Origin of the sequence: Bradyrhizobium sp. HKCCYLRH2060, assembly GCF_051168135.1 — a bacterium.
GTDB lineage: Bacteria > Pseudomonadota > Alphaproteobacteria > Rhizobiales > Xanthobacteraceae > Bradyrhizobium.
Map to the genome: position 1 here is coordinate 200,426 of NZ_JBNPUK010000010.1, position 19,933 is coordinate 220,358.

The window sequence follows — 19,933 nt, forward strand, 5'->3', positions numbered from 1 at the left end:
TGTTGAACGCAGGCTGTCGCGGCAAGGGCAGTGCGCCCCCTCTCCCGCTTGCGGGGGAGGGGCGGGGAGGGGACAGGCTTGCTCCGCTGATCGTGAGAGCGCGTCGTGCCGCGGCCCCCACCCGTCGGGCTCTGCGAGCCCGCCGACCTCCCTCGCAAGCGGCGGAGGCGCTGGCCTCAGCGCCCGAACGCGGCGCCGAGCATCTCCTTCAGGATCTGGCGCTTGATCGCCTTGTTGGTGAGCGTGCCGTCGTTCCACCACCAGCCGTCCTGCTTCATCTTCTCGGCCGCCGAGACGAAGCGCCTGGTCACCTCGGCGAAATCGGCGTCGGTGTAATTCAGGCTGAAGATGAAGCGGCCGGTGCCGACCCAGCTCAGCGCCAGGCCCTCGGCGCGCAGATAGTATTGCAGCATCCAATTGTAGCGCGACGGCACGGTGTACTCGACCAGCCAGATCGACTGCAGATTGGAGACGCGCACCGGCAGCTCCTTGGCGGTGAGGTCCGCGTTGAGCTGCGCGGCACGGCCATTCCAGGTCTCGTCCAGGCCGTCATAGATGGCGCGGAAGTTCGGGCTGTCGAGCCGGCTCAGGAACTCGTCCATTGCCGCCATCACGTAAGGATGCGAGTTGAAGGTGCCGCGCGCGAAGCAGATGTCGGCCGGGCGGTCGTCGCGGAAGCGGCGCATCAATTCGCGCTTGCCGCAGACGACGCCGATCGGCAGTCCGCCGCCGAGGCTCTTGCCGTAGGTGACCATGTCGGCTGTGATGCCGAAATACTCCTGTGCGCCGCCCGGCGCGAGCCGGAAGCCGAGGAAGACCTCGTCGAACAGCAGCACGATGCCGCGCTCGCTGCACACCTCGCGCAGCTGCTTCAGCCAGGCGGTGTAGGCCTCGCGGTCGTACTTTCCTTTGCGCGAGGAATCGACCAGCGCGGAATCGCCGGGCGCATTGCCGTTCGGATGCAGCGCCTGCAGCGGATTGACCAGCACGCAGGCGATGTCGCGGCGGGTACGCAGGACATGCAGGGTTCGCTCGGACATTTCGGCGAGCGTGTAGGTCTCGTGCGGCGCGATCGGATTGCCGACGCCGGGCTGCACGTCGCCCCACCAGCCGTGATAGGCGCCGGCGAAGCGCACCAGATGGCTGCGGCCGGTGTGGTAGCGCGCGAGCCTCACCGCCTGCATCACCGCCTCGGTGCCAGACATGTGGAACGAGACCTCGTCCATGCCGGACAGCTCGGTCAGGCGCTTTACGTTGTCGGCGACGACCGGGTGATAGAGCCCGAGCACCGGGCCGAGCGCGCTCGCGCGCCGCTCGGCGGCTGCGATGCACTCCTTGTAGAAGTCGTAGCCGAAGATGTTGACGCCGTAGGAGCCGGTGAGGTCGTAGAACCGGTTGCCGTCGAGATCGGTCAGGGTGACGCCCGAGGAGGCCTGCATGAACGAGCCGGCGCCGAGCTGCTCCTTGACCAGACGGCTGTACTGGAAGGGGACCCGGTAGCTCTGGGTGAACTGCAGGTCGGAGATGCGGCTTGCGGCCTCCGCCGTCAGCGCGCGGCTCTTGGCGAACCTCTCCTGGAACAACGCGCCGAGTCGGAAGAAGCCGTCCTGGCGCTTCGTGGCGATCGCCTGCGGCGCGCCGTCGGAGCGGAAGAAGTCGTCGATCTCGAACTCATAGCGCGGGATCAGCCTGGAGATCCGGCGCGACATCTTGGAATGGCCGGCCAGCGAGCGGTGCTTGGCGCGCGACAGCTCGATGCGGGCCTTGACCTTCGGGGCCATGGCGGCCGTCACGGCAGCGCCAACGGCGAGCGATACATAAGGAATCGAGTTTTCCATCATGTCCAAAAGCGCTAACCACTCCTGCTGACAGATTCATGACAGTCAAAAGCCTGATCGCCTCCGTCACCCAACAGGAAGACCTCAACTTCCTGCTCACCAACCGCGTGCCGCGCGCCGCGCTGACCCGTTTCATGGGCTGGTTCTCCAAGATCGAGAATCCGCTGGTCCGCGACGCCTCGATCGCGCTGTGGAAGCTGTTCTCCGACCTCGATCTCTCCGAGGCCAAGGAGAACCGCTTCAAGAGCCTGCACGCCTGCTTCACGCGCGAGCTGAAGCCCGGCCTGCGGCCGTTCGATCCCGATCCTGCCATCGTCACCAGCCCGTCGGACGGCATCATCGGCGCGCACGGTCTGATCCGCGACGGCGAGCTCTATCAGATCAAGGGCGCACCCTATTCATTGCGTGAGCTCGTCGCCGATCCCGCCGTGGTCGACACCCACCGCAACGGCTGCTTCGTCACCTTGCGTCTCACGTCGAGCATGTATCACCGCTTCCATGCGCCGTACGACATGACGCTCGAGCATGTCAGCCTGATCCATGGCGACGTCTGGAACGTCAATCCGATCGCGCTGAAGCGGGTCGAGCGGCTGTTCTGCAAGAACGAGCGCGCCGTGATCCGCACGCATCTCGCCTCGGGCGAGCCGTTCACGATCGTGCCGGTGGCCGCGATCCTGGTCGCGAGCATCCGCCTGCATGCGCTCGACCGCGTATTGAACGCGCAGACCGAGCGGCCGCTCGCCTACCCCTGTCACAACAATGTGCGCAAGGGCGACGAGCTCGGCTGGTTCGAGCACGGCTCGACCATCATCCTGCTCGCGCCGGGCGACTTCACGTTCTGTCCCAATGTCACGGAGGGCGCCCGCATTCGCGCCGGCCAGCCACTGTGGCGCAGGCGCGTCGCCGCCGGATGAATGTCGGGTCCCTGCCTGCGCAATCTCGATTTCGTCGTTGCGCAGTCCTATATCGGAGCGTTCAACTGACGAATCAGACCGCGGGAGTTGCGGTCGTTGCGGCTCGGGAGAGGCGATGGCGAGAGCGCCGATCATGGCGGCAGGTGGCATCGTGCTGCGGCGGGAACAGCCGCCGCGCATCGCGGTCGTGCGCCTGCGCAAGCGTGACGAATGGGTGCTGCCGAAAGGCAAGCTCGACGACGGCGAGACGCCGCGCGACGCCGCCAAGCGCGAGGTGCTGGAGGAGACCGGCCACAAGGTCACCGTGCATGAATTTCTCGGCACCCTGGTCTACGACACGGGCACGCGTTCCAAGGTCGTGCACTACTGGCGCATGGAAGCGGCCGGCGAGCCGTCGCAGCCGCTGATGGACGATGTCCGCGCCGTCGACTGGCTGCCGCTCGATGCGGCAGTGGGGCGGCTGTCGCGCGACCATGAGAAGACCTTCCTGGAGACCGTCGGGCCCTACGCGCTGGCAGGCCTGATCCGCAAGACCAAAGCGAAGTCCGCGCCCGAGGTGGCGGCGAAGACCGCCGCTGACAAGAAGCCGGTCGAGAAGCCCGCGGTGGAGACGGCGGCGCTCGCGGCAAAGCCTGCAACGGCCAGGAAGCGCCGCAGCCGGATCGTAGAGCAGCCCGCCCCGGCGCCGGAGATCGCCGACCTCGCGATCGACGTGCAGGGCGAGCAGCCCGCCGAAGCCGTGCTTGCGGCTGCGGCGCCCGGCCTCGATCAATCCGAACCGATCGTCTTGGAGACGACGGCTATGCCGGTGGAGGCGGACCTAGCCCCGCTGCCGGCCGAACCCGCAGCGATGGAACGCGAGCCCGCCGACCTCGAGCGCATCGAAGCGGTCGCCGCCGCGATCAAGTCGCTGCTGCCCACCCCGGTCGCGCCGGATGCCGATGTGAGCCGCCAAAGTGAGGACGGGCTTGGTCCCGGCGCTGAGGCCATGCTGCCTGAGGATGCGGCCGCCGTCGATGACGAGGCGCAGGACGGACCGCGCCGCCGCAGCCTGGCGGAGAAAATGCGGGCGTGGCTCGGCCGCGCCGCTTGAGCCGGACGGCGACGCGACCGACCAGGCGGTTGTACCGTCCGCCCTTTGCACGTGCTGGCCTGGGCAAGTCCCGCGGGCCGCTGCTGAAAAATTGTTGCGAACCATTGGCGCCATTGCGGGTTGATGCGGGTCCGTCAATGGAGATCCCGCATGAGCGCGTCGCGCGAGAATGCCTTACCCCTTTCCAGGCCTGCGCCTCTGTCCGTCACGCTTCAGATCAACGGCGAATTGCGTACCCTGCCGGTGTCGCCCTGGACCACGCTGCTCGATCTCCTGCGCAACCATCTCGATCTCACCGGCACCAAGAAGGGCTGTGATCACGGCCAGTGCGGCGCCTGCACCGTTCTGATCGACGGCCGCCGCGTGCTCTCCTGCTTGACGCTCGCGGTCATGAAGGACGGTGCCGAGATCACGACCATCGAGGGACTCGCCAAGGGCGATGACCTGCATCCGCTGCAGCAGGCCTTCATCGATCACGACGCCTTCCAATGCGGCTATTGCACGCCGGGCCAGATCTGCTCGGCGGCCGGCCTGATCGCCGAGGGCAGGGCGAAGACGAAGGAGGAGATCCGCGAGCTGATGAGCGGCAACATCTGCCGTTGCGGCGCCTATCCGAACATCGTCGGCGCCATCGAACAGGCGATGGGAGGAGGACGATGAACAATTTCGACTATGCCCGCGCGAGCGATGTCGCCGAGGCCGTCAAGCTCAAGGCGGCGGTGCCGGAAGCCAGGTTCATCGCCGGCGGCACCAACCTGATCGACCTGATGAAGTATCACGTCGAGCAGCCGCGTCAGCTGATCGACATCAGCCGCCTGCCGTTGACGAAGGTGGAGGAGACGAGCGCCGGCGGCGTCAGGATCGGCGCGCTGGTGCCGAACAGCACGCTGGCCTATCACCCGGCCATCGAGAGCCGCTATCCGCTGCTGGCGAGCGCGATCCTCGCCGGCGCCTCGGCACAGCTGCGCAACATGGCCTCGACCGGCGGCAACCTGCTGCAGCGGACACGTTGCGCCTATTTCTACGACGTCGCCACGCCCTGCAACAAGCGCACACCCGGCGCCGGCTGCTCGGCCATCGATGGCCTCAACCGAGGCCACGCCATCCTCGGCACCAGCGCCGACTGCATCGCGACCCATCCCTCCGACATGTGCGTCGCGCTGGCCGCGCTCGGCGCCACGGTGCATGTTACAGGCGCCTCCAGCGAGCGCCTCATCGCCTTCGCCGATTTCCACCGGCTGCCTGGCGACCGTCCGGATCTCGACAACACGCTGCGTGCCGACGAGATCATCACCGCGATCGAGTTGCCGCCGCAAGGCTTCGCGTCGCACCACAGCTATCTGAAGATCCGCGACCGCCTGTCCTATGCCTTCGCACTGGTCTCGGTCGCCGCTGCGCTCGATCTCGACGGCAGCCAGATCCGCGAAGCACGATTGGCGCTCGGTGGCGTCGCCCACAAGCCGTGGCGCAACCAGGCTGCCGAGGACACGCTGCGCGGGCAGGCGCCGGATCCCCAGGCGTTCGGCCGTGCCGCGGACATCCTGCTCAAGGAAGCCAAAAGCTCCGGGCACAATGCGTTCAAGATCCCGCTCGCGCGTCGCGCGATCGTCCGCACGCTGACCCAGGCCGCGAACGCAACCCCGCAGATCCAAGCCATCAAGACCATCCGGTGACGTCATGACAGCTCACATCGGCACTGCCACCTCCCGCGTCGACGGCCGCGCCAAGGTCACCGGTGCCGCCAAATATGCCGCCGAGTTCACCGCGCCGGGCCTCGCCTTCGGCGTTGTGGTCAATTCCACCATTCCGAAAGGGCGGATCATCAGCATCGATCCCAGCCGCGCGCTCGCCGTCGACGGCGTCATCGACGTGCTGACCCACACCAACCGGGTCAGGATGGCGGACAAGGACGACGATTATCGCGACGAAGTCGCGCCGGAGGACGGCTCGCCCTATCGCCCGCTCTACGACGACCAAGTGCATTTCAACTTTCAGCCGGTCGCGCTGGTCGTGGCCGAGGACGAGGACACCGCACGCTTCGCCGCAACGCTGGTCGAGATCGACTATGAGGTCGAGAGATTCGCGACGGATCTGCATGCGCGACGTGAGCAGGCCTTCAAGGTCGACAAGCCGGTCAAGCCGCGCGGCGACGCGACAAGGGCGCTCGCCGGCGCAGCCGTGCGTCACGACGCGGACTATGGCGTGCCGATCGAATATCACAACCCGATGGAGCTCTACGCGTCGACGGTGCTCTGGCGTGAGGGCGGCAAACTCGTGGTCTACGACAAGACCCAGGGCGTCCAGAATGTGCAGCGCTATGTCTGCAGCGTTTTCCGATTGAAGGAGGACGACGTCCAGGTGATGTCGCCGTTCGTCGGCGGCGCGTTCGGCTCCGGCCTGCGGCCGCAATATCAGGTGGTGCTCGCCGCCATGGCGGCGCTGAAGCTGAAGCGCGCGGTGCGCGTCGTGCTCAGCCGTGCGCAGATGTATGGCTTGTGCTATCGCCCGGCGACGATCGAGCGGCTGGCGCTCGGCGCCCGTGAGAACGGCACGCTGGCGGCGCTGACGCAAGAAGCCATCGCAATGACCTCGCAGCACGAGGCGTTCTCGCGCAACGACATCGGCTGGGGCGAGGTGCTCTACACCTCCGCCACTTCGCGCGCGACGCATCGGCTCGCCAGGCTCGACGTGCCGACGCCGGGCGACATGCGCGCGCCCGGCGCCGCCAGTGGCGTCTACGGTCTCGAATGCGCGATGGACGAACTCGCCGTCGCGCTCAAGATGGATCCGCTCGAATTGCGCCTGCGCTGCTATTCCGATCGGGATCAGGACAAGGATCTGCCGTTCTCCAGCAAGCGGCTGAAGGAGTGCTATCAGCAGGGCGCCGGGGCGTTCGGCTGGTCGAAGCGCAATCCGGAGCCGAGGTCGATGCGTGACGGCCGAGAACTCGTCGGCTGGGGGATGGCGAGCGGGGCCTGGGAGGCCTTGCAGATGCCGTTCGCGGCGCGGATCGTGATGACGGCCAACGGACATGTCGAGGTGTCGAGCGCGACCTCCGATATCGGAACCGGAACCTACACGATCATGGCGCAGGTTGCCGCCGACATGCTCGGCGTGCCGCTCGACAGCATCAATGTGAAGCTCGGCGACTCCACGCTGCCGAAGGCGCCGGTGGAGGGCGGCTCATGGACCGCAGCCTCGATCTCGCATGCGATCGTCAACGCCGCTGATGATATCCGGGCGGAGCTTTTGAAGATCGCGCACACCGTCCCGGGCTCGCCGTTGCAGGGGCTTGAGGCCGACGAGGTGACGCTCGCGGATGGCGCGATCGTTGCCATCGCGGATCGCAATCGTTCGGTGCCCATGGCCGACGTCATGCGCCATGGCGGCATGGACCGGATCGAAAAGGAGCGCGGCTCGGAGTTCGAGGACGACGACAAGCACGCGCACAACACGCATTCGGCCGTTTTCGCCGAGGTGAAGATCGACGAGGAGCTCGGCGTCGTCAGGGTGACGCGCATCGTCAATGCCGTCGCCGCCGGGCGCATCCTCAACACCAAGACGGCTTCGAGCCAGATCATGGGCGGGGTCGTCATGGGCATCGGCATGGCGTTGCACGAGGAAGCCCAGATCGACCAGCGCTTCGGGCGCATCATGAACGCCAATATCGCCGAGTATCACATGCCGGTGAATGCCGACGTTCACGATATCAAGGTGATCTTCGTCGACGAGGAGGATCGCATCATCAACAAGATGGGCATCAAGGGCGTCGGCGAGATCGGCATCGTCGGCGTCGCCGCGGCGATCGCCAACGCGGTCTATCACGCCACCGGCAAGCGTATTCGGGATTTGCCGATCACATTGGACAAGGTCGTGGGGTGAGCCGGTCTCGCCCCCGACAGCCGACGGCTGTCAGGGGTCTCGGGGAAGATCCCAGAACGGCTCCAACTGTGAGGCCAATGTTAGTGAATGTGCGTCACGACCATTGTCGTGTCCCGCGCTGGCGGGCATCCGGCTCGGCGGCACTGTCGTGACCAATGCCGTGGGGTACTGGCTTCCCGCGGGACGATGGCGTGTGTCGTCGGCGATGTGATTGCTTGACCGCGGCCGTTGCCAGGGCCAGATTGCTGGACGATCAGAACAGATCGCTCTGCAGTGTGGCCGTTCATCATGCTCTCCGATCTGGCTGCACTGGCGGCTGCTTTCAGCATCGCCGTCAGCAACCTCATTGCGCCGTCGGCCGTTCGCCAACTCGGTCCCGTCAGGTTCAACGCGATCCGTCTCGCAGCGGCGCTCCTCACCATGCTGGCCCTGGTGACGCTGCGAGGCCGCTGGGCCGCGCCGCCGGGGGATCAGCTGCTGATGCTGGCTGCATCGAGCCTGCTCGGGATCGTCGTCGCCGACTCCTGCTTCTATGCTGCACTGGCGCGACTGGGGCCACGCCTGACGGCCGTTGTCTATGCCAGCTGGGCTGCATTTGCGGCCGTGCTTGGTTATTTGTGGCTTGGTGAAGCACTGTCGGCGATCAAGATCATGGGAGTAGGGTGTATCGTCGGCGGCGTGTCCGTCGCAATCATCTTCAGGCAGCCTGGCACCATCGCCCAGGAGACACACGGCTCGCTGCGCGTGGGGCTCGTGTTCGGTCTCGCGGCGGCGCTGTTCGCAGCGGCGGCTGTCCTGATCGCGCGTCCCGTGATGGCTGCCGGCCTCGACCCGGCGTTGGCCACGTCCATTCGTGCCGCGATCGGATTGGCAGCCTTGCTCACTTTGTCCGCCGTTCCGGGTTTCCGCAACTCGGCCGCGGTGGATAGATCAATCGTCATCCGATCGGCGCTCAGCGGCGTGCTCGGGATGGGCATCGGCATGACGCTCGTCTTGTTTGCTCTGACGAGCCGGCCCGTTGGAATCGTTTCTAGCCTGTCGTCAACGACGCCCGTCATGATCCTGCCGCTGCTGTGGTGGAGCACCGGGCGAAGGCCCGCGCCGGCGGCCTGGCTGGGCGCCGTGCTGGCCGTAGCAGGCGTCATCGCCATCACCTGCGGATTGTGAGCCCGCGGTAGCGGCGCCGCGCACACGCTCGCCGTACTCTCTCCTTGGTTGGTGCCGTTTCGAAACATCTCTCCATGCTTCCGCCCCACGCTGTCCGAAATCTCGGTGGAGAAGAATGCGCCGCCCGCGAGAGGGCGATCATCGTCGGCGTGAGGCGGGAGAAGCATGGTCGAGATCGACGTCGCGGCTTTCTTGAGATCATGCACACCGGCCACCATCCGCCTGACGATGCTGAGCGCGGCGCTCGGCCTGTCGGGCTGCGCCACGGCGCAGATGACGCAGAGCGGTGCGCTTGCATCCTATCAGGCGCTGGCGGAATCGAACGGCGTGCTCGCCAAGTCGCAGCTCAACGTCGACAAGGACAATGTGCTCGCGGCGCAGACCGTGCGCATCACGCCGACATCCTTTTCGGGGCAGGCCGGCGCGGTGCTGACGGACCAGCAGCGACAGCTCGTCGCCAATGCCGTCGACCGCGCGCTGTGTCTCAATTTGAGCGAACGCTTCACGGTCGTGCCGGCCAATCAGAAGGCCGATCTGACGACGCGGACCTTCATCACCCAGGCGACGCCGACCGATCCGGTCGCGGCAGGCGCGTCCAAGGTCGTGTCTGCCGTGCCGGGTGCGCTCGGGGTGCCCGTGCCGGTGCCGCGGCTGCCGATCGGGCTCGGCAGTCTTACGATCGAGGCGGAAGCGCTCGACCGCAAGGGCCGGCAGCAGGCTGCGATGGTGTGGGCGCGCGGCGCCAACTCGTTCACCAACTCGCCGGTGCTGTCGCAGGCCGGCGATGCCTACGATCTGGCAAGTTCGTTCAGCGCCGATTTCGGCCAGATGCTCGTGACCGGAGAGACCCCGTTCGGCAAGCCACCGAAGCTGCCGTCGATCGAACGCATCGGCGCGGCGCTCGGCGGCAAGCCGAAGAACGCGGCGTGCGAGGCGTTCGGCAGGGACCCCGGGCTCATCGGCATGGTCGCCAACCGTCTGGGCGCCCCGCCGGAATGGGTCGACAAGGGGGCTGTGCCGAGCGACGCCCAGGCGAGCACGCAGATGGCGAAGCAGTAGCGGTCATCTGCATCCGCATGCCACGGCAAAGCGAGACGCGGCGCGATGCGGCTGCATCGGAAAAAGCGTTGATGCGGCGTGATGCTGGCACGCCTCGGGGCGCGGCCGGCGCGCGCTACTCCGCCGCCTCGCTCTTGCCCTCGATCAGCAGCACGTCGAGGCTTTCGATCTCCTGCATCGCGCGGCCGGCGATGCCTTGGAGATCGCCATACAGGCCCGCCGTCGAATCCAGCACGCCGCGCAGTTGCTCCTCGCGCTTGGCCCACAGACGCATCATGGTTTTGCGCTCGCGGTCGAGATCCGACTGCATCTCGGTGAAGCGCTCGACGATGGCGTCGATGCGGTGGCGGAAGCGGGGGCCGGTGAGATAGGCGTAGACCATCTCCATCTTGGTCTGCTGGCCCTCCTGCGCGAGCTTGCTGCAGGCGACGTCGATCAGCGACTGGCGCAGCGCCTGCGACAGCGGCAGCGCGAAGCGCGGCTCGGCGACCCAGACGCCGTCGATCAGGTCGAAGCCGTCGACCCCCTTGGGCAGCGCGCTCGAGACGATCAGCGCGATGTCCGCCTTCGCCGCGCGCAGGTCGTCGCGCAGCTTCACCAGCCAGCCATCGCTCCAGTTCTTGGTGCGCTTGGATTCCCACAGGATCGCGCCGCAGGCCTGGCCGCCGGGGCCCACCACGCGATGGATCACGTCGCCGCCGAACTCGCCCTTCGGCACCGGCTCGACCAGGTCGCGGGGGAAGCGCGCGCGCAGTTGCGACTCCAGCTCGATCTCCAGCGCTTCGCCCTGCAGCTGCTGCGAGCCCTGCTCGGCCTTGCGGCGGAGCTCCTCGATCTGCCGCTGCATGCCGGCGATCTGGGTCTCCTTCTCGGCGACCTTGGCCTTCAGGCCCTCTTCGGCCTCTAGCCGCGCCTTGTCGCGCACGGCGACCAGCGACTCCTGCACCTTGGTCTCGATGGTGAGATCGAGCTCGCGGCGGGCCTCGTCGAGCTCGCGCTGCTTGCGCAGCATCTCGGCCTGCGCCTTCTGTGCGTCGGCGAGCTTGGCGTCCTTGCTGACGATGGCCTCGTGCAGCTCGGCAAGCTGGCGATCGCGGTTGCCCATCTCATCGGCCACCGCCTGCCGCGCCTTCTCGGCCTCGGCCTGCGCGATCGCGGCGCGCTCCGCCTTCAGCTTGGCGGCGACCTGCTGGTCGATCGCGGCCTTGGCCTGCGCGATCTGCTCCTGCGCCGCCTTGAGCTGCGCCTCGCGGCGGCCGAAATCGGCTTCCTTGGCCTGGAGCTGCCTCTCGAACTGCCGGCGCGTCTCCGCGATCAGGGGCGCTGCGAGCTGCTCGGTCAGCTTGATCTCGGTACGGCAGGAGGGGCAGACGATCTGGGGATCGGTCATGATTCGCATCCTTCCATGAGGACCGAATCTACTCGGCCGCCGCGCGGGCTTTAACCCACGCGGGCGGCTTATCCCACGCAATTATCCGCGATTCACGCCCCGTGCGGGGCGGTCTCGGCCGCCGCGGTGGCGTCCGGCGTCTTGATCCGGAACCAGGCGACGTAGAGCGCCGGCAGGAACAGCAGGGTCAGCACGGTGCCGACGATGATGCCGCCCATCATCGCATAGGCCATCGGACCCCAGAACACTTCGCGCGCGATCGGGATCAGCGCCAGCGAGGCCGCGGCTGCTGTCAGCATGATCGGCCGCATGCGGTGCTCGGTCGCCTCCATCACGGCCTCCCATGGCGGGCGGCCTTCGTCGCGCAGATGCTCGATCTGCACGATCAGGATCACCGAGTTGCGGATCAGGATGCCGATCAGCGCGAGCACGCCGAGGATGGCGACGAAGCCGAGCGGCGCACCGCTCGGCAGCAGCGCCGCGACGACGCCGATCAAGGCCAGCGGCGCGACCGCGAACACCAGGAACAGGCGCTGGAAGCTCTGCAACTGCAGCATCAGGATCGTGGCCATGGTGAACAGCATGATCGGAACGACCGCGATGATCGGCGCCTGGCTCTTGGCGCTCTCCTCGACGCTGCCGCCGGTGACGACCTGATAGCCGGCCGGAAGCCTGGCGTTGAACGCCGCAAGGGCGGGCTTGAGCTGATCGACCACCGTGTTCGGCTGTACCTGATCGATGACGCTGGCCTTCAGGGTCAGCGTGGGCTGCCGCGAGCGGCGCCAGATCTCGGGTTGCTCGATCTGGTAGCGCAAGGTCGCCAGCGCCGCGAGCGGGATCGACTGGCCGTTCGAGCCCGACAGCTGCAGGTCGCGTAGGGTCTCCAGCGATTGCCGCTCCTTGGCCTGGGCGCGGCCGCGCACGTCGATCAGATAGATGTCGTCGCGCACCTGGGTGATCGAGGTGCCGTCGAGCACGCCGTTCAACGCGTTGGCGATGTCGGAGGACGTGACGCCGAGCTGGCGGGCCTTGTCCTGCAGGACGTCGACCTTCACGACGCGCGCCGGCTCCATCCAGTCGAAGATGACGGCGCCGAGATGGCTGTTGCCGCGCATGACGCCGGCGAATTCCTGCGCTGTCTCGCGCACCTTTGCGACATCAGGCCCGCTGACACGGTACTGCACGGGGCGGCCGACCGGCGGGCCGATGTCGAGCAGGTGCACATAGGCGTCGGTGCCGGGGAACGTCTTGGTGAGATAGGCCTGCAGCTTGGCGCGGGCGCGGTCACGCGCCTCGAGGCTCTTGGTGACGATGATGATCTGGCCGAACGAGACGTCGGCGGGCTGCACGTCGAACGACAGCACGAAGCGCTGCGCGCCGGAGCCGACATAGGTCGACCAGTGGTCGATGTCGGGATCGCCCTTCAGCGCCTCCTGTTCGAACTTCGCCATCTGCGCGTTGGTCTCGGCGATCGAGGAATTCTGCGGCAGGTTGAAGTCGATCACCAGCTCGGTGCGGTCGGAGGAGGGGAAGAACTGCTGCTGCACGAAGCGCATGCCGAACACCGACAGGCCGAAGATCAGGACCGTGGCGACGATCGTGGTCCAGCGGTTGCGCATGCAGGCATTGAGCATGGCGCGAAATATCCGCGTCAGCCGGCCGCCTTCGGCATGGTGACTCGGCAAGGTCGCGGGCAGGATGGTGACGCCGAGCAGCGGCGCAAACAGCACGGCCACGATCCAGGACACGACGAGCGACACGGCGATCACCACGAACAGCGTGAAGGTGAACTCGCCGGCGGCGCTGCTGTTGAGGCCGATCGGAATGAAGCCGGCGACCGTCACCAGCGTGCCCGTCAGCATCGGGAACGCCGTCGAGGTGTAGACGTAGGTCGCGGCCTTGCGCAAGGAGTCGCCCACCTCGAGCCGCGCCACCATCATCTCGACCGCGATCATGGCGTCGTCGACCAGCAGGCCGAGCGCGATGATCAGCGCGCCCAGCGAGATGCGCTGCAGCGAGATGCCGGTGTAGGCCATGAACAGGAAGGTGATCGCGAGCACCAGCGGAATCGAGATCGCGACCACGAGGCCGGCGCGGACGCCGAGGCTGACGAAGCTGATCGCGAGTACGATGATGACGGCTTCGTACAGCGCCTTGGTGAAGCCGCCGACCGCTTCCTCGACGATCTTGGGCTGGTCCGAGACCAGATGCACGCCGACGCCGACCGGCAGATCGGCCACGACCTTGGTCATCTCCTCTTTCAGCGCCTCGCCGAAATCGAGCAGGTTGGCGCCGGCCTTCATGCCGATGGCAAGCCCGATCGCGGGCTGGCCGTTGAAGCGGAACAGCGAGGTTGGCGGATCCTCGTAGCCGCGGGTGATGGTGGCGACGTCGGTGAGCGGGAAGAAACGGTCGTTGATGCGCAGGTTGATCGCCTTGAGGCTCTCCTCGGAGGTGAACTGGCCGGAGACGCGTACCGCGACCCGCTCGGGGCCGGCCTGCAGCACGCCGGACGGCGACACCGCATTCTGCGCCTGCAGCGCGTTGAGGATGGTGCGCTGGTCGATGCCCAGCGCGGCGACCTTGCGAGGCGAGAATTCGAGATAGATCACCTCGTTCTGCGCGCCGACGATGTCGACGCGGCCGACATTGGGCACGGTCAGCACCTTGGCGCGGACCTCCTCGACGCGGTCGCGCAACTGGCGCTGGCTGAGGCCATCGCTGGTGAAGGCGTAGATGTTGCCGAACACATCACCGAAGCGGTCATTGAATCCCGGCCCGACGACGCCGGACGGAAAGTCGCCCTTGATGTCGTTGATCAGGTTGCGCACCTGCAGCCAGGTCGGGACGACATCGCGCGCCTTGGTCGTGTCGCGCAGGTTGACGAACACCGTGGTCTGGCCGGGCACGGTCAGGCTCTTGGTGTAGTCGAGCGCCGGCAGCTCCTCGAGCTTCTTCTCGATGCGGTCGGTGACCTGCCGCGTCATCTCCTCGGCGGAGGCGCCGGGCCATTTGGCCTGGATCAGCATCGTCTTGATGGTGAAGGACGGATCCTCCTCGCGGCCGAGATGCACGTAGGAGAAGAGGCCCGCAGCCATGAAGGCGATCATGAAATACCAGACGAGCGAGCGGTGCTCGAGCGCCCAGTCGGAGAGGTTGAAGGACTTCACGGCTGAGATTCCTGATCGATGCGGACGGACTGGCCATCCTTGAGACTGTGCACGCCGGCGGTGACGACACGCTGCCCGGGTTCGAGGCCGCCGGTGACGCGGATGCTGCCGTCCTCGTTGCGGGCGACCATGATCTCCTGGCGCTTGACCGAGTTGCTGGCGTCATCCACCAGCCAGACGAAGCTCTTGCCGTCCTGCTCCAGGATCGCCGTCGACGGCAATCGGATGACGGTCCGTTGCTCGGTGTTCACGGTCGCGGTGACGGTGGTGCCGAGCCGCATGGTTTCGGGCGGGTTGTCGAGCGTGATGCGGACGCGACGCGTGCGCGTCGTGGCGTCGGCGCGCGGCGCGATCTCGCGGACCTTCGCGGTCGTGCTGATGGTCGGATCGACCTGCAGCCGCACCGTGAACGGCGTACCGACCTGCAGCGCGCCCGCAATGTCTTCGCCGACGTCGATGACCGCCTCGCGAATGTCGGGCCGCGCCACCGTGACCACGCTTTGGCCGGGCGAGACGACCTGTCCGACTTCCGCGCCGACGGCCGTGACGATGCCGGCGAAATCGGCCTTGAGCTGGGCGTAGCCGAGCTGCTCGCGCGCCTTGGCGAGGTTGGATTGCGCCTTGATCACGGAGGCCTGGGCGGCCGCACGCGACTGCTCGGCGCTCTCCAGCGTCGCCTTGGTGGTGGCGTCGGTTTCCAGCAGGGTGCGCTGCCGGCCCTCGGTGCCGGTCGCGTTGGTGAGTTGCGCCTGGCTGCGCGAGACCTCGGCGGCCGAGGCGCGCACGGCGAGTTCGAGCGCGGCGGGATCGATCGCCGCCACGACCTGGTCCTGTTTGACCATGTCGCCGACATAGACGGGCCGCGCGATCAGGCGTCCGAGCACGCGGAAGCTGAGATCGGCCTTGTAGCGCGGCTCGATCGTGCCGGTGACCGTCGAGACATTGGCCGTCTGCCGTTCGACCTTCATCGACAGCACCGGCCGGACCGGATCGGGAGCGGCGGCCTTCTCGTTGCAGCCGGCGAGCAGAGCGAGCGCGCCGAGCGGAAGAACACAGCGCATCGGCGACATCACGACCGCTTCTCCTCGTTGAACGTGATCTGTTGGCCGACGCTGAGCAGCTTGCCGCCGTCGGTCACGACGCGGTCTCCCGGTCGCAGCCCGGCCGACACCACGATCGCGCCGGTCTCATAGTCCTCGATCGTGATCGGCTTCAGCGACACCGTCCTGTCGCCGCCATCGACCAGCCACACCGCCGGCGTCTTGCCGGCGGCGGTCAGCGCGCTCCACGGCAGCACGATGCGCTGCTCCGGCTTGATGAAGCCGGTGGCGCTGACGGCGCTGCCGAGGATCATCTCCGGCGGCGGATTCTCGATCGCAATCTTGACGCGGACGGTGCCCGATTTCGGATCGATGGTCGGCGACACCTCGCGCACCGTGCCCTTGGCCGTGACCGAAGGATCCGACAGCAGCGCCAGCGCGACCTTGCTGTCGTCGAATTTGAGCGACAGCGCGGCTTCGTAGACGTCGATGACCGCGTCGCGGTCGCCGTCATGCGCGAGCGTGAACACGGACTGCGCGGCCTGGGCGACCTGCCCGACCTCGATGTTGCGCGCGGTGATGGTGCCGTCCGCGTCGGCGCGGAGCTCGGTGTAGGTCAGGGCGTCCTTGGCGGTGTCGCGCTGGGCCTTGGCGGCCTCCAGCGATCCCTCCGCCGTGCGCAGCGTCTCCTGGGCCTGGTCGAAGGTCGCGCGCGTCGTGAAGCCGCTCGTGATCAGCGTCTGCTGGCGGTTGAAATTGGAGGTTGCGACCTTTACCTGCGACTCCGCGGCCGCCACGGCGGCCTCCGCGGAATCGAGATCGGCCTGCTGCTCGGCCGGATCGATCCTGGCGAGCAACTGGCCGGCCTTGACGTGCGCGCCGACCTCCACGAGCCGCTCGGTGACGCGGCCGCTGACCCTGAACGACAGGTCTGCGAGCACCCGCGCCTGCACGTCACCGGTCAGCGTGATCGATTGCCGGCGCTCCGACAGCCTGACCACCTCGGTTCGCACCAGCCGTGACGGCGGCGCGGTTGCGGCCGTTTTCTGCTCGCACCCGGCCAGCAGCAGGCCGACGGCAGCGCAGCCGGCCGCGGCCAGCAGGCGTGAGCCCGGTGCCCGAAGGAAAGAGGATCCTGTGAATGGAGACATGGTCGTATCTTCGGTCCGGTTGGGTGGTGGCGATCATTCCCGTCCTGCCGCGCAAGCACGCAGGGACCGGAAAGCACCTGTTGGTCGTCAGCAGCCCGCAAAACCCGCCCGCCGTTGCAGGCAAGCAGGTTCACGCGAAAGTTGAACACCATCCTCTTGACAGTGCGTGAATTAGACAATCAAATCTAGAATAATTCGTCTAGTAACATTCTCGTGGCGGTTTCGAATTCCCCCTGTGCGGGTTGCCCGGGCGCTCCCGTTGGGACATCGGCCAGCGCTGCCGCCGCGGCGAGCCAAGGCATGACGCGAACGTGCGACGCAAAGCTGCGACCGACCTGAATGCCCCCGTGCGCACGACATCACGTGCGCCGCGGCAGGCGCGTGGCCGTGAGCGCCGCGAGCAGTTGCTCGACGCGACAGCCGCCATCATCGCCGAGTCCGGGATCGGTGCCGTCAGCATGCATGCCGCGGCCCAGCGCGCCGGCGCGTCGATCGGCTCGGTCTATCACTTCTTCCGTGACAAGGATCAGATGCTCGATGCGCTCGCCGAGCGTCACGATGCCGAGCTGCAGCCGGCGTTCGACCGCGTGGTGCAGCGAAGCGATGCGGAATGGGCGGCGATGTCGCCGCCGCAGGTCATCGAGCAGTTGATTGGCTGGGCGATCCGCTACTTCGTTCGCCACCCCGATGCGCTGGCGACGCTCGATCTGCACGACCAGACCATGCACGCCGAGTTCAGGGTCGTCATCGACCGCGTCATGCGCGCCAGGCTCGGCGACGAACTCGGCAGGCAGGCGGCCACGACGCTCGATGCCGTCGTGCTCGGGACACTGCTGTTCACGCGCGAGCAGGATCCGCGCAGCCGCGATGTCGTCGTCGCAGCGCTGCCCGAGATGATGGCTACCTATCTGAGCGCTCTCGAGGCGAAGCGGAAGCGGACGAAGGGATGAGGTACAGCCGGCGTATCGAGGCGATCAGCGCGGCGATTTGAACGGCCACGTGCTGCTCTTCCGATGTGTCGCCACCGAGCACGGCGTCGTCGCGTCCGCAATCGGCTGGTTCGGAAGGATGATCTGGTCGTCGCCGTTCCAGCGGTCGAACTCGTAGCACCATTGCCATTCTCCGATGTGCGGTATCCCTGTTCGTCAGCGCGCGATCGCCAGACGGAGAATCCCCTCATCGCGCGGGTTCGGCCGGCGATGGCGTGTCGACATGATCCATCGTCGTCATCGACAGCGGCTGCGTTTCGTCGACGCGAGCGGAGCGATCGCTGCGATGTGCCAGCCGTCGCTCGCTGCTCCGGTCGCGCCTGATGACGATCCCTTCGACCAGCCGGGCCACGACGCCGACCACGGCAAAGCTCAAAAGCAGCGAGATGCACAGCAGCCCCAGATAGAGCTTCAGTACCGAGCTTGCGAAGCAGGCAAGCGCGATGAGCGCGACAATGGCCAGCCGGCCTTTGACGGAGATCGACATGATGGGGCGTTTCGCTGAGAGCTGATTGTGGGCGCCACTCTAGCGCCATGTTTTCTGCAGCCAAGCCGCGTCCCAACGGGTGGTAAATTTTGCCGCAAGCTCATGACGACAATCGGATGTGCTCCAGCTCAATCGTCGTCGCATGCATCGCAGTTCAACTCCGCGTTGCGAAAATCCGGTTGTCCTTGTGCCGGCTTCACGCAATCGTCGTGGGGAACCGAGCGAGCATCCATTGCCGCGCGCGCGATGAGCGGAGCTGTCAGCCGCACAGCGAAGCGCTTGCGGGCCGCAGCGCAACTAACTGCGCTACCATCGAGACATGGCGGCGCATTGCGCGGACCGCGCTGGCGCGCCTTTGCCCGCCCCACAGACTGCCTCGGGGAGGCAAAGCAGCGGTCGTCATGCCGGCGGCAACTGCGACCGCTATTGCGCACCGGCCCACGCCGCGAGCACGGCGCGCTCCTCGCCGGTGATCTCGGTGATGTTGCCGGGCGGCATGGCGCTCGACCACGCGGCGTTGCGTGCGATCAGCCGCGCGTTGCGCTGGATGTCGTCGGCAGTGTCGAGCCGCACGCCCCTGGGCGCCGTGACGATGCCGTCCCATACGGGCTCGGCAGCGTGGCACATGCTGCAGCGGGAGGTCACGATCTCCTCGACCTGCGCGAAGCGTGGCGGCGCGCTCGTGGCCGCCTTGGCGTCGCGAGGGCCCGCTGCGGACAGCAGCAGGATGCCGATCATGCCCGCGGCTGCGACGCCCCACACCCACCATGGCGACGGATGACCCTTGTGACGCTCGTTGAAGAAATGGCGTATCACCGGGCCGAGCGCGAGCACGATGGCGACGATCGCCCAGTTGTAGCGGGTGCCGAACAGGAGCGGATAGTGGTTGCTGATCATCAGCACCACCACCGGCAGGGTCAGATAGTTGTTGTGGACCGAACGCTCCTTGCCGGCCTTGCCGAGCCTGGGGTCCGGCGCTTGGCCTGCGAGCAGCGCGGCGACGATCTTCTTCTGGTTGGGGATGATCACGGCAAACACGTTGGCGACCATGATGGTACCGATGATCGCGCCGATCTGGTTGAAGGCGCCGCGGCCGCTCAGCACATGGGTGAAGGCGTAGGTGAGCGCGACGAGAAAGACGTAGCCGCCGATCGCGAACGGCAGCTCGTGCCGGGCGAGGCCGCTGCGGCAGGCGGCCTCGTAGAGCAGCCACGCCAGCGCCAGCGAGCCGAAGCTGAACAGGCCGGCCTGGAGGGGCGTGAGGTCGAGGATCGACTTGTCGACCAGGAACAGGTCGGCGTTGAGATAGTACACCACGATCATCAGCACGAAGCCGGATAGCCAGGTGGTGTAGGCCTCCCATTTGAACCAGGTCAGCTCGCTCGGCATCTGCGCCGGCGCCACCAGATATTTGACGATGTGGTAGAAGCCGCCGCCGTGCACCTGCCAGGCCTCGCCCATCACGCCGGTCGGCAGGCCTTGCCGCGGCTTCAGGCTGAGATCGAGCGCGATGAAGTAGAACGAGCTGCCGATCCAGGCGACCGCGGCGATCACGTGCAGCCAGCGGAAGATCAGGCTCAGCCATTCCGATATGATCGAGGCCCACATCGCGCGCTCATCTCCTTCGACAGGGCAAGTCCAGAGCCGAGTGCCTGCGTCTCATCTGTGGCATCGATCGCATCTGATTTCCAGCACGTCGCTGTGGCAGTCGGTGCACAACAGATTAGCTGCCATGTGCGCGTGACGCAGTGGA

Annotated in this window: 15 protein-coding genes; 8 read left to right on the forward strand and 7 right to left on the reverse strand. The window is 66.8% G+C overall.

All coding sequences use genetic code 11. The features are described 5' to 3' along the window. Nucleotides 1–176: 176 nt before the first annotated feature. Nucleotides 177–1,841: an aminotransferase class III-fold pyridoxal phosphate-dependent enzyme gene (locus ACQR10_RS20590; RefSeq protein ID WP_410051444.1), complete on the reverse strand. Its 1,665-nt coding sequence runs from the start codon at nucleotides 1,839–1,841 to the stop codon at nucleotides 177–179. Between the two features lie 35 nt (nucleotides 1,842–1,876). Here ACQR10_RS20590 and asd point away from each other — a divergent pair, with 35 nt between their 5' ends. The 7 genes from asd (at nucleotide 1,877) to ACQR10_RS20625 (ending at nucleotide 9,953) form a co-directional block, all read left to right on the forward strand. After that, entirely contained in the window at nucleotides 1,877–2,752 is an 876-nt protein-coding gene (gene asd / locus ACQR10_RS20595) for an archaetidylserine decarboxylase (protein WP_315804385.1), read from the forward strand. A gap of 115 nt (nucleotides 2,753–2,867) precedes the next feature. Beyond that, nucleotides 2,868–3,845: an NUDIX domain-containing protein gene (locus ACQR10_RS20600; protein WP_316217596.1), complete on the forward strand. Its 978-nt coding sequence runs from the start codon at nucleotides 2,868–2,870 to the stop codon at nucleotides 3,843–3,845. A 150-nt stretch (nucleotides 3,846–3,995) separates the two neighbouring features. Further along, nucleotides 3,996–4,505 carry a (2Fe-2S)-binding protein gene (locus tag ACQR10_RS20605; protein WP_316217595.1) on the forward strand — a complete coding sequence of 170 codons (510 nt, stop codon included), beginning with the start codon at nucleotides 3,996–3,998 and terminating at the stop codon, nucleotides 4,503–4,505. Beyond that, nucleotides 4,502–5,518, forward strand: a complete 1,017-nt coding sequence (locus tag ACQR10_RS20610) for an FAD binding domain-containing protein (protein ID WP_434912050.1) — start codon at nucleotides 4,502–4,504, stop codon at nucleotides 5,516–5,518. Before ACQR10_RS20605 ends, ACQR10_RS20610 begins: the two co-directional genes overlap by 4 nt. Nucleotides 5,519–5,522: 4 nt before the next feature. Continuing rightward, on the forward strand, nucleotides 5,523–7,727 hold the full coding sequence (locus tag ACQR10_RS20615; RefSeq protein WP_434912051.1) for a xanthine dehydrogenase family protein molybdopterin-binding subunit: 2,205 nt from the start codon (nucleotides 5,523–5,525) through the stop codon (nucleotides 7,725–7,727). A gap of 288 nt (nucleotides 7,728–8,015) precedes the next feature. Beyond that, nucleotides 8,016–8,894: an EamA family transporter gene (locus ACQR10_RS20620; protein ID WP_434912052.1), complete on the forward strand. Its 879-nt coding sequence runs from the start codon at nucleotides 8,016–8,018 to the stop codon at nucleotides 8,892–8,894. Nucleotides 8,895–9,059: 165 nt separating this feature from the next. Next, a complete protein-coding gene (locus ACQR10_RS20625) occupies nucleotides 9,060–9,953 on the forward strand; it encodes a DUF3313 domain-containing protein (protein ID WP_434912053.1) in 894 nt (297 codons plus the stop codon). Between the two features lie 115 nt (nucleotides 9,954–10,068). Here ACQR10_RS20625 and ACQR10_RS20630 read toward each other — a convergent pair whose 3' ends face one another. The 4 genes from ACQR10_RS20630 to ACQR10_RS20645 form a co-directional block, all read right to left on the reverse strand. Continuing rightward, nucleotides 10,069–11,343, reverse strand: a complete 1,275-nt coding sequence (locus ACQR10_RS20630; RefSeq protein WP_434890523.1) for a DUF2130 domain-containing protein — start codon at nucleotides 11,341–11,343, stop codon at nucleotides 10,069–10,071. Between the two features lie 92 nt (nucleotides 11,344–11,435). Continuing rightward, nucleotides 11,436–14,513: an efflux RND transporter permease subunit gene (locus ACQR10_RS20635; RefSeq protein WP_316177881.1), complete on the reverse strand. Its 3,078-nt coding sequence runs from the start codon at nucleotides 14,511–14,513 to the stop codon at nucleotides 11,436–11,438. Continuing rightward, nucleotides 14,510–15,586 (reverse strand): efflux RND transporter periplasmic adaptor subunit, encoded by a 1,077-nt coding sequence (locus tag ACQR10_RS20640; RefSeq protein WP_434874127.1) that lies wholly within the window; start codon nucleotides 15,584–15,586, stop codon nucleotides 14,510–14,512. Before ACQR10_RS20640 ends, ACQR10_RS20635 begins: the two co-directional genes overlap by 4 nt. Next, nucleotides 15,583–16,704 carry an efflux RND transporter periplasmic adaptor subunit gene (locus ACQR10_RS20645; protein WP_434912054.1) on the reverse strand — a complete coding sequence of 374 codons (1,122 nt, stop codon included), beginning with the start codon at nucleotides 16,702–16,704 and terminating at the stop codon, nucleotides 15,583–15,585. The genes ACQR10_RS20640 and ACQR10_RS20645 overlap by 4 nt, the downstream gene beginning before the upstream one ends. 311 nt (nucleotides 16,705–17,015) lie before the next feature. On the opposite strand from ACQR10_RS20645, the gene ACQR10_RS20650 reads away from it, so the two are divergent. Continuing rightward, on the forward strand, nucleotides 17,016–17,654 hold the full coding sequence (locus ACQR10_RS20650; RefSeq protein WP_315804396.1) for a TetR/AcrR family transcriptional regulator: 639 nt from the start codon (nucleotides 17,016–17,018) through the stop codon (nucleotides 17,652–17,654). A gap of 226 nt (nucleotides 17,655–17,880) precedes the next feature. Here ACQR10_RS20650 and ACQR10_RS20655 read toward each other — a convergent pair whose 3' ends face one another. Further along, nucleotides 17,881–18,180, reverse strand: coding sequence for a hypothetical protein (locus ACQR10_RS20655; protein ID WP_315804397.1), 300 nt, complete (start codon nucleotides 18,178–18,180; stop codon nucleotides 17,881–17,883). Nucleotides 18,181–18,603: 423 nt separating this feature from the next. Next, complete coding sequence (locus tag ACQR10_RS20660; protein ID WP_315804398.1) at nucleotides 18,604–19,788, reverse strand: urate hydroxylase PuuD; 1,185 nt, start codon at nucleotides 19,786–19,788, stop codon at nucleotides 18,604–18,606. Nucleotides 19,789–19,933: the final 145 nt, after the last annotated feature.

Bases quoted from the DNA above. Each gene is read 5' to 3' on its own strand.
- ACQR10_RS20590 (WP_410051444.1), bottom strand. From the start codon at position 1,841: ATGATGGAAAACTCGATTCCTTATGTATCGCTCGCCGTTGGCGCTGCC.
- asd (WP_315804385.1), top strand. From the start codon at position 1,877: ATGACAGTCAAAAGCCTGATCGCCTCCGTCACCCAACAGGAAGACCTC.
- ACQR10_RS20600 (WP_316217596.1), top strand. From the start codon at position 2,868: ATGGCGAGAGCGCCGATCATGGCGGCAGGTGGCATCGTGCTGCGGCGG.
- ACQR10_RS20605 (WP_316217595.1), top strand. From the start codon at position 3,996: ATGAGCGCGTCGCGCGAGAATGCCTTACCCCTTTCCAGGCCTGCGCCT.
- ACQR10_RS20610 (WP_434912050.1), top strand. From the start codon at position 4,502: ATGAACAATTTCGACTATGCCCGCGCGAGCGATGTCGCCGAGGCCGTC.
- ACQR10_RS20615 (WP_434912051.1), top strand. From the start codon at position 5,523: ATGACAGCTCACATCGGCACTGCCACCTCCCGCGTCGACGGCCGCGCC.
- ACQR10_RS20620 (WP_434912052.1), top strand. From the start codon at position 8,016: ATGCTCTCCGATCTGGCTGCACTGGCGGCTGCTTTCAGCATCGCCGTC.
- ACQR10_RS20625 (WP_434912053.1), top strand. From the start codon at position 9,060: ATGGTCGAGATCGACGTCGCGGCTTTCTTGAGATCATGCACACCGGCC.
- ACQR10_RS20630 (WP_434890523.1), bottom strand. From the start codon at position 11,343: ATGACCGATCCCCAGATCGTCTGCCCCTCCTGCCGTACCGAGATCAAG.
- ACQR10_RS20645 (WP_434912054.1), bottom strand. From the start codon at position 16,704: ATGTCTCCATTCACAGGATCCTCTTTCCTTCGGGCACCGGGCTCACGC.
- ACQR10_RS20655 (WP_315804397.1), bottom strand. From the start codon at position 18,180: ATGTCGATCTCCGTCAAAGGCCGGCTGGCCATTGTCGCGCTCATCGCG.
- ACQR10_RS20660 (WP_315804398.1), bottom strand. From the start codon at position 19,788: ATGTGGGCCTCGATCATATCGGAATGGCTGAGCCTGATCTTCCGCTGG.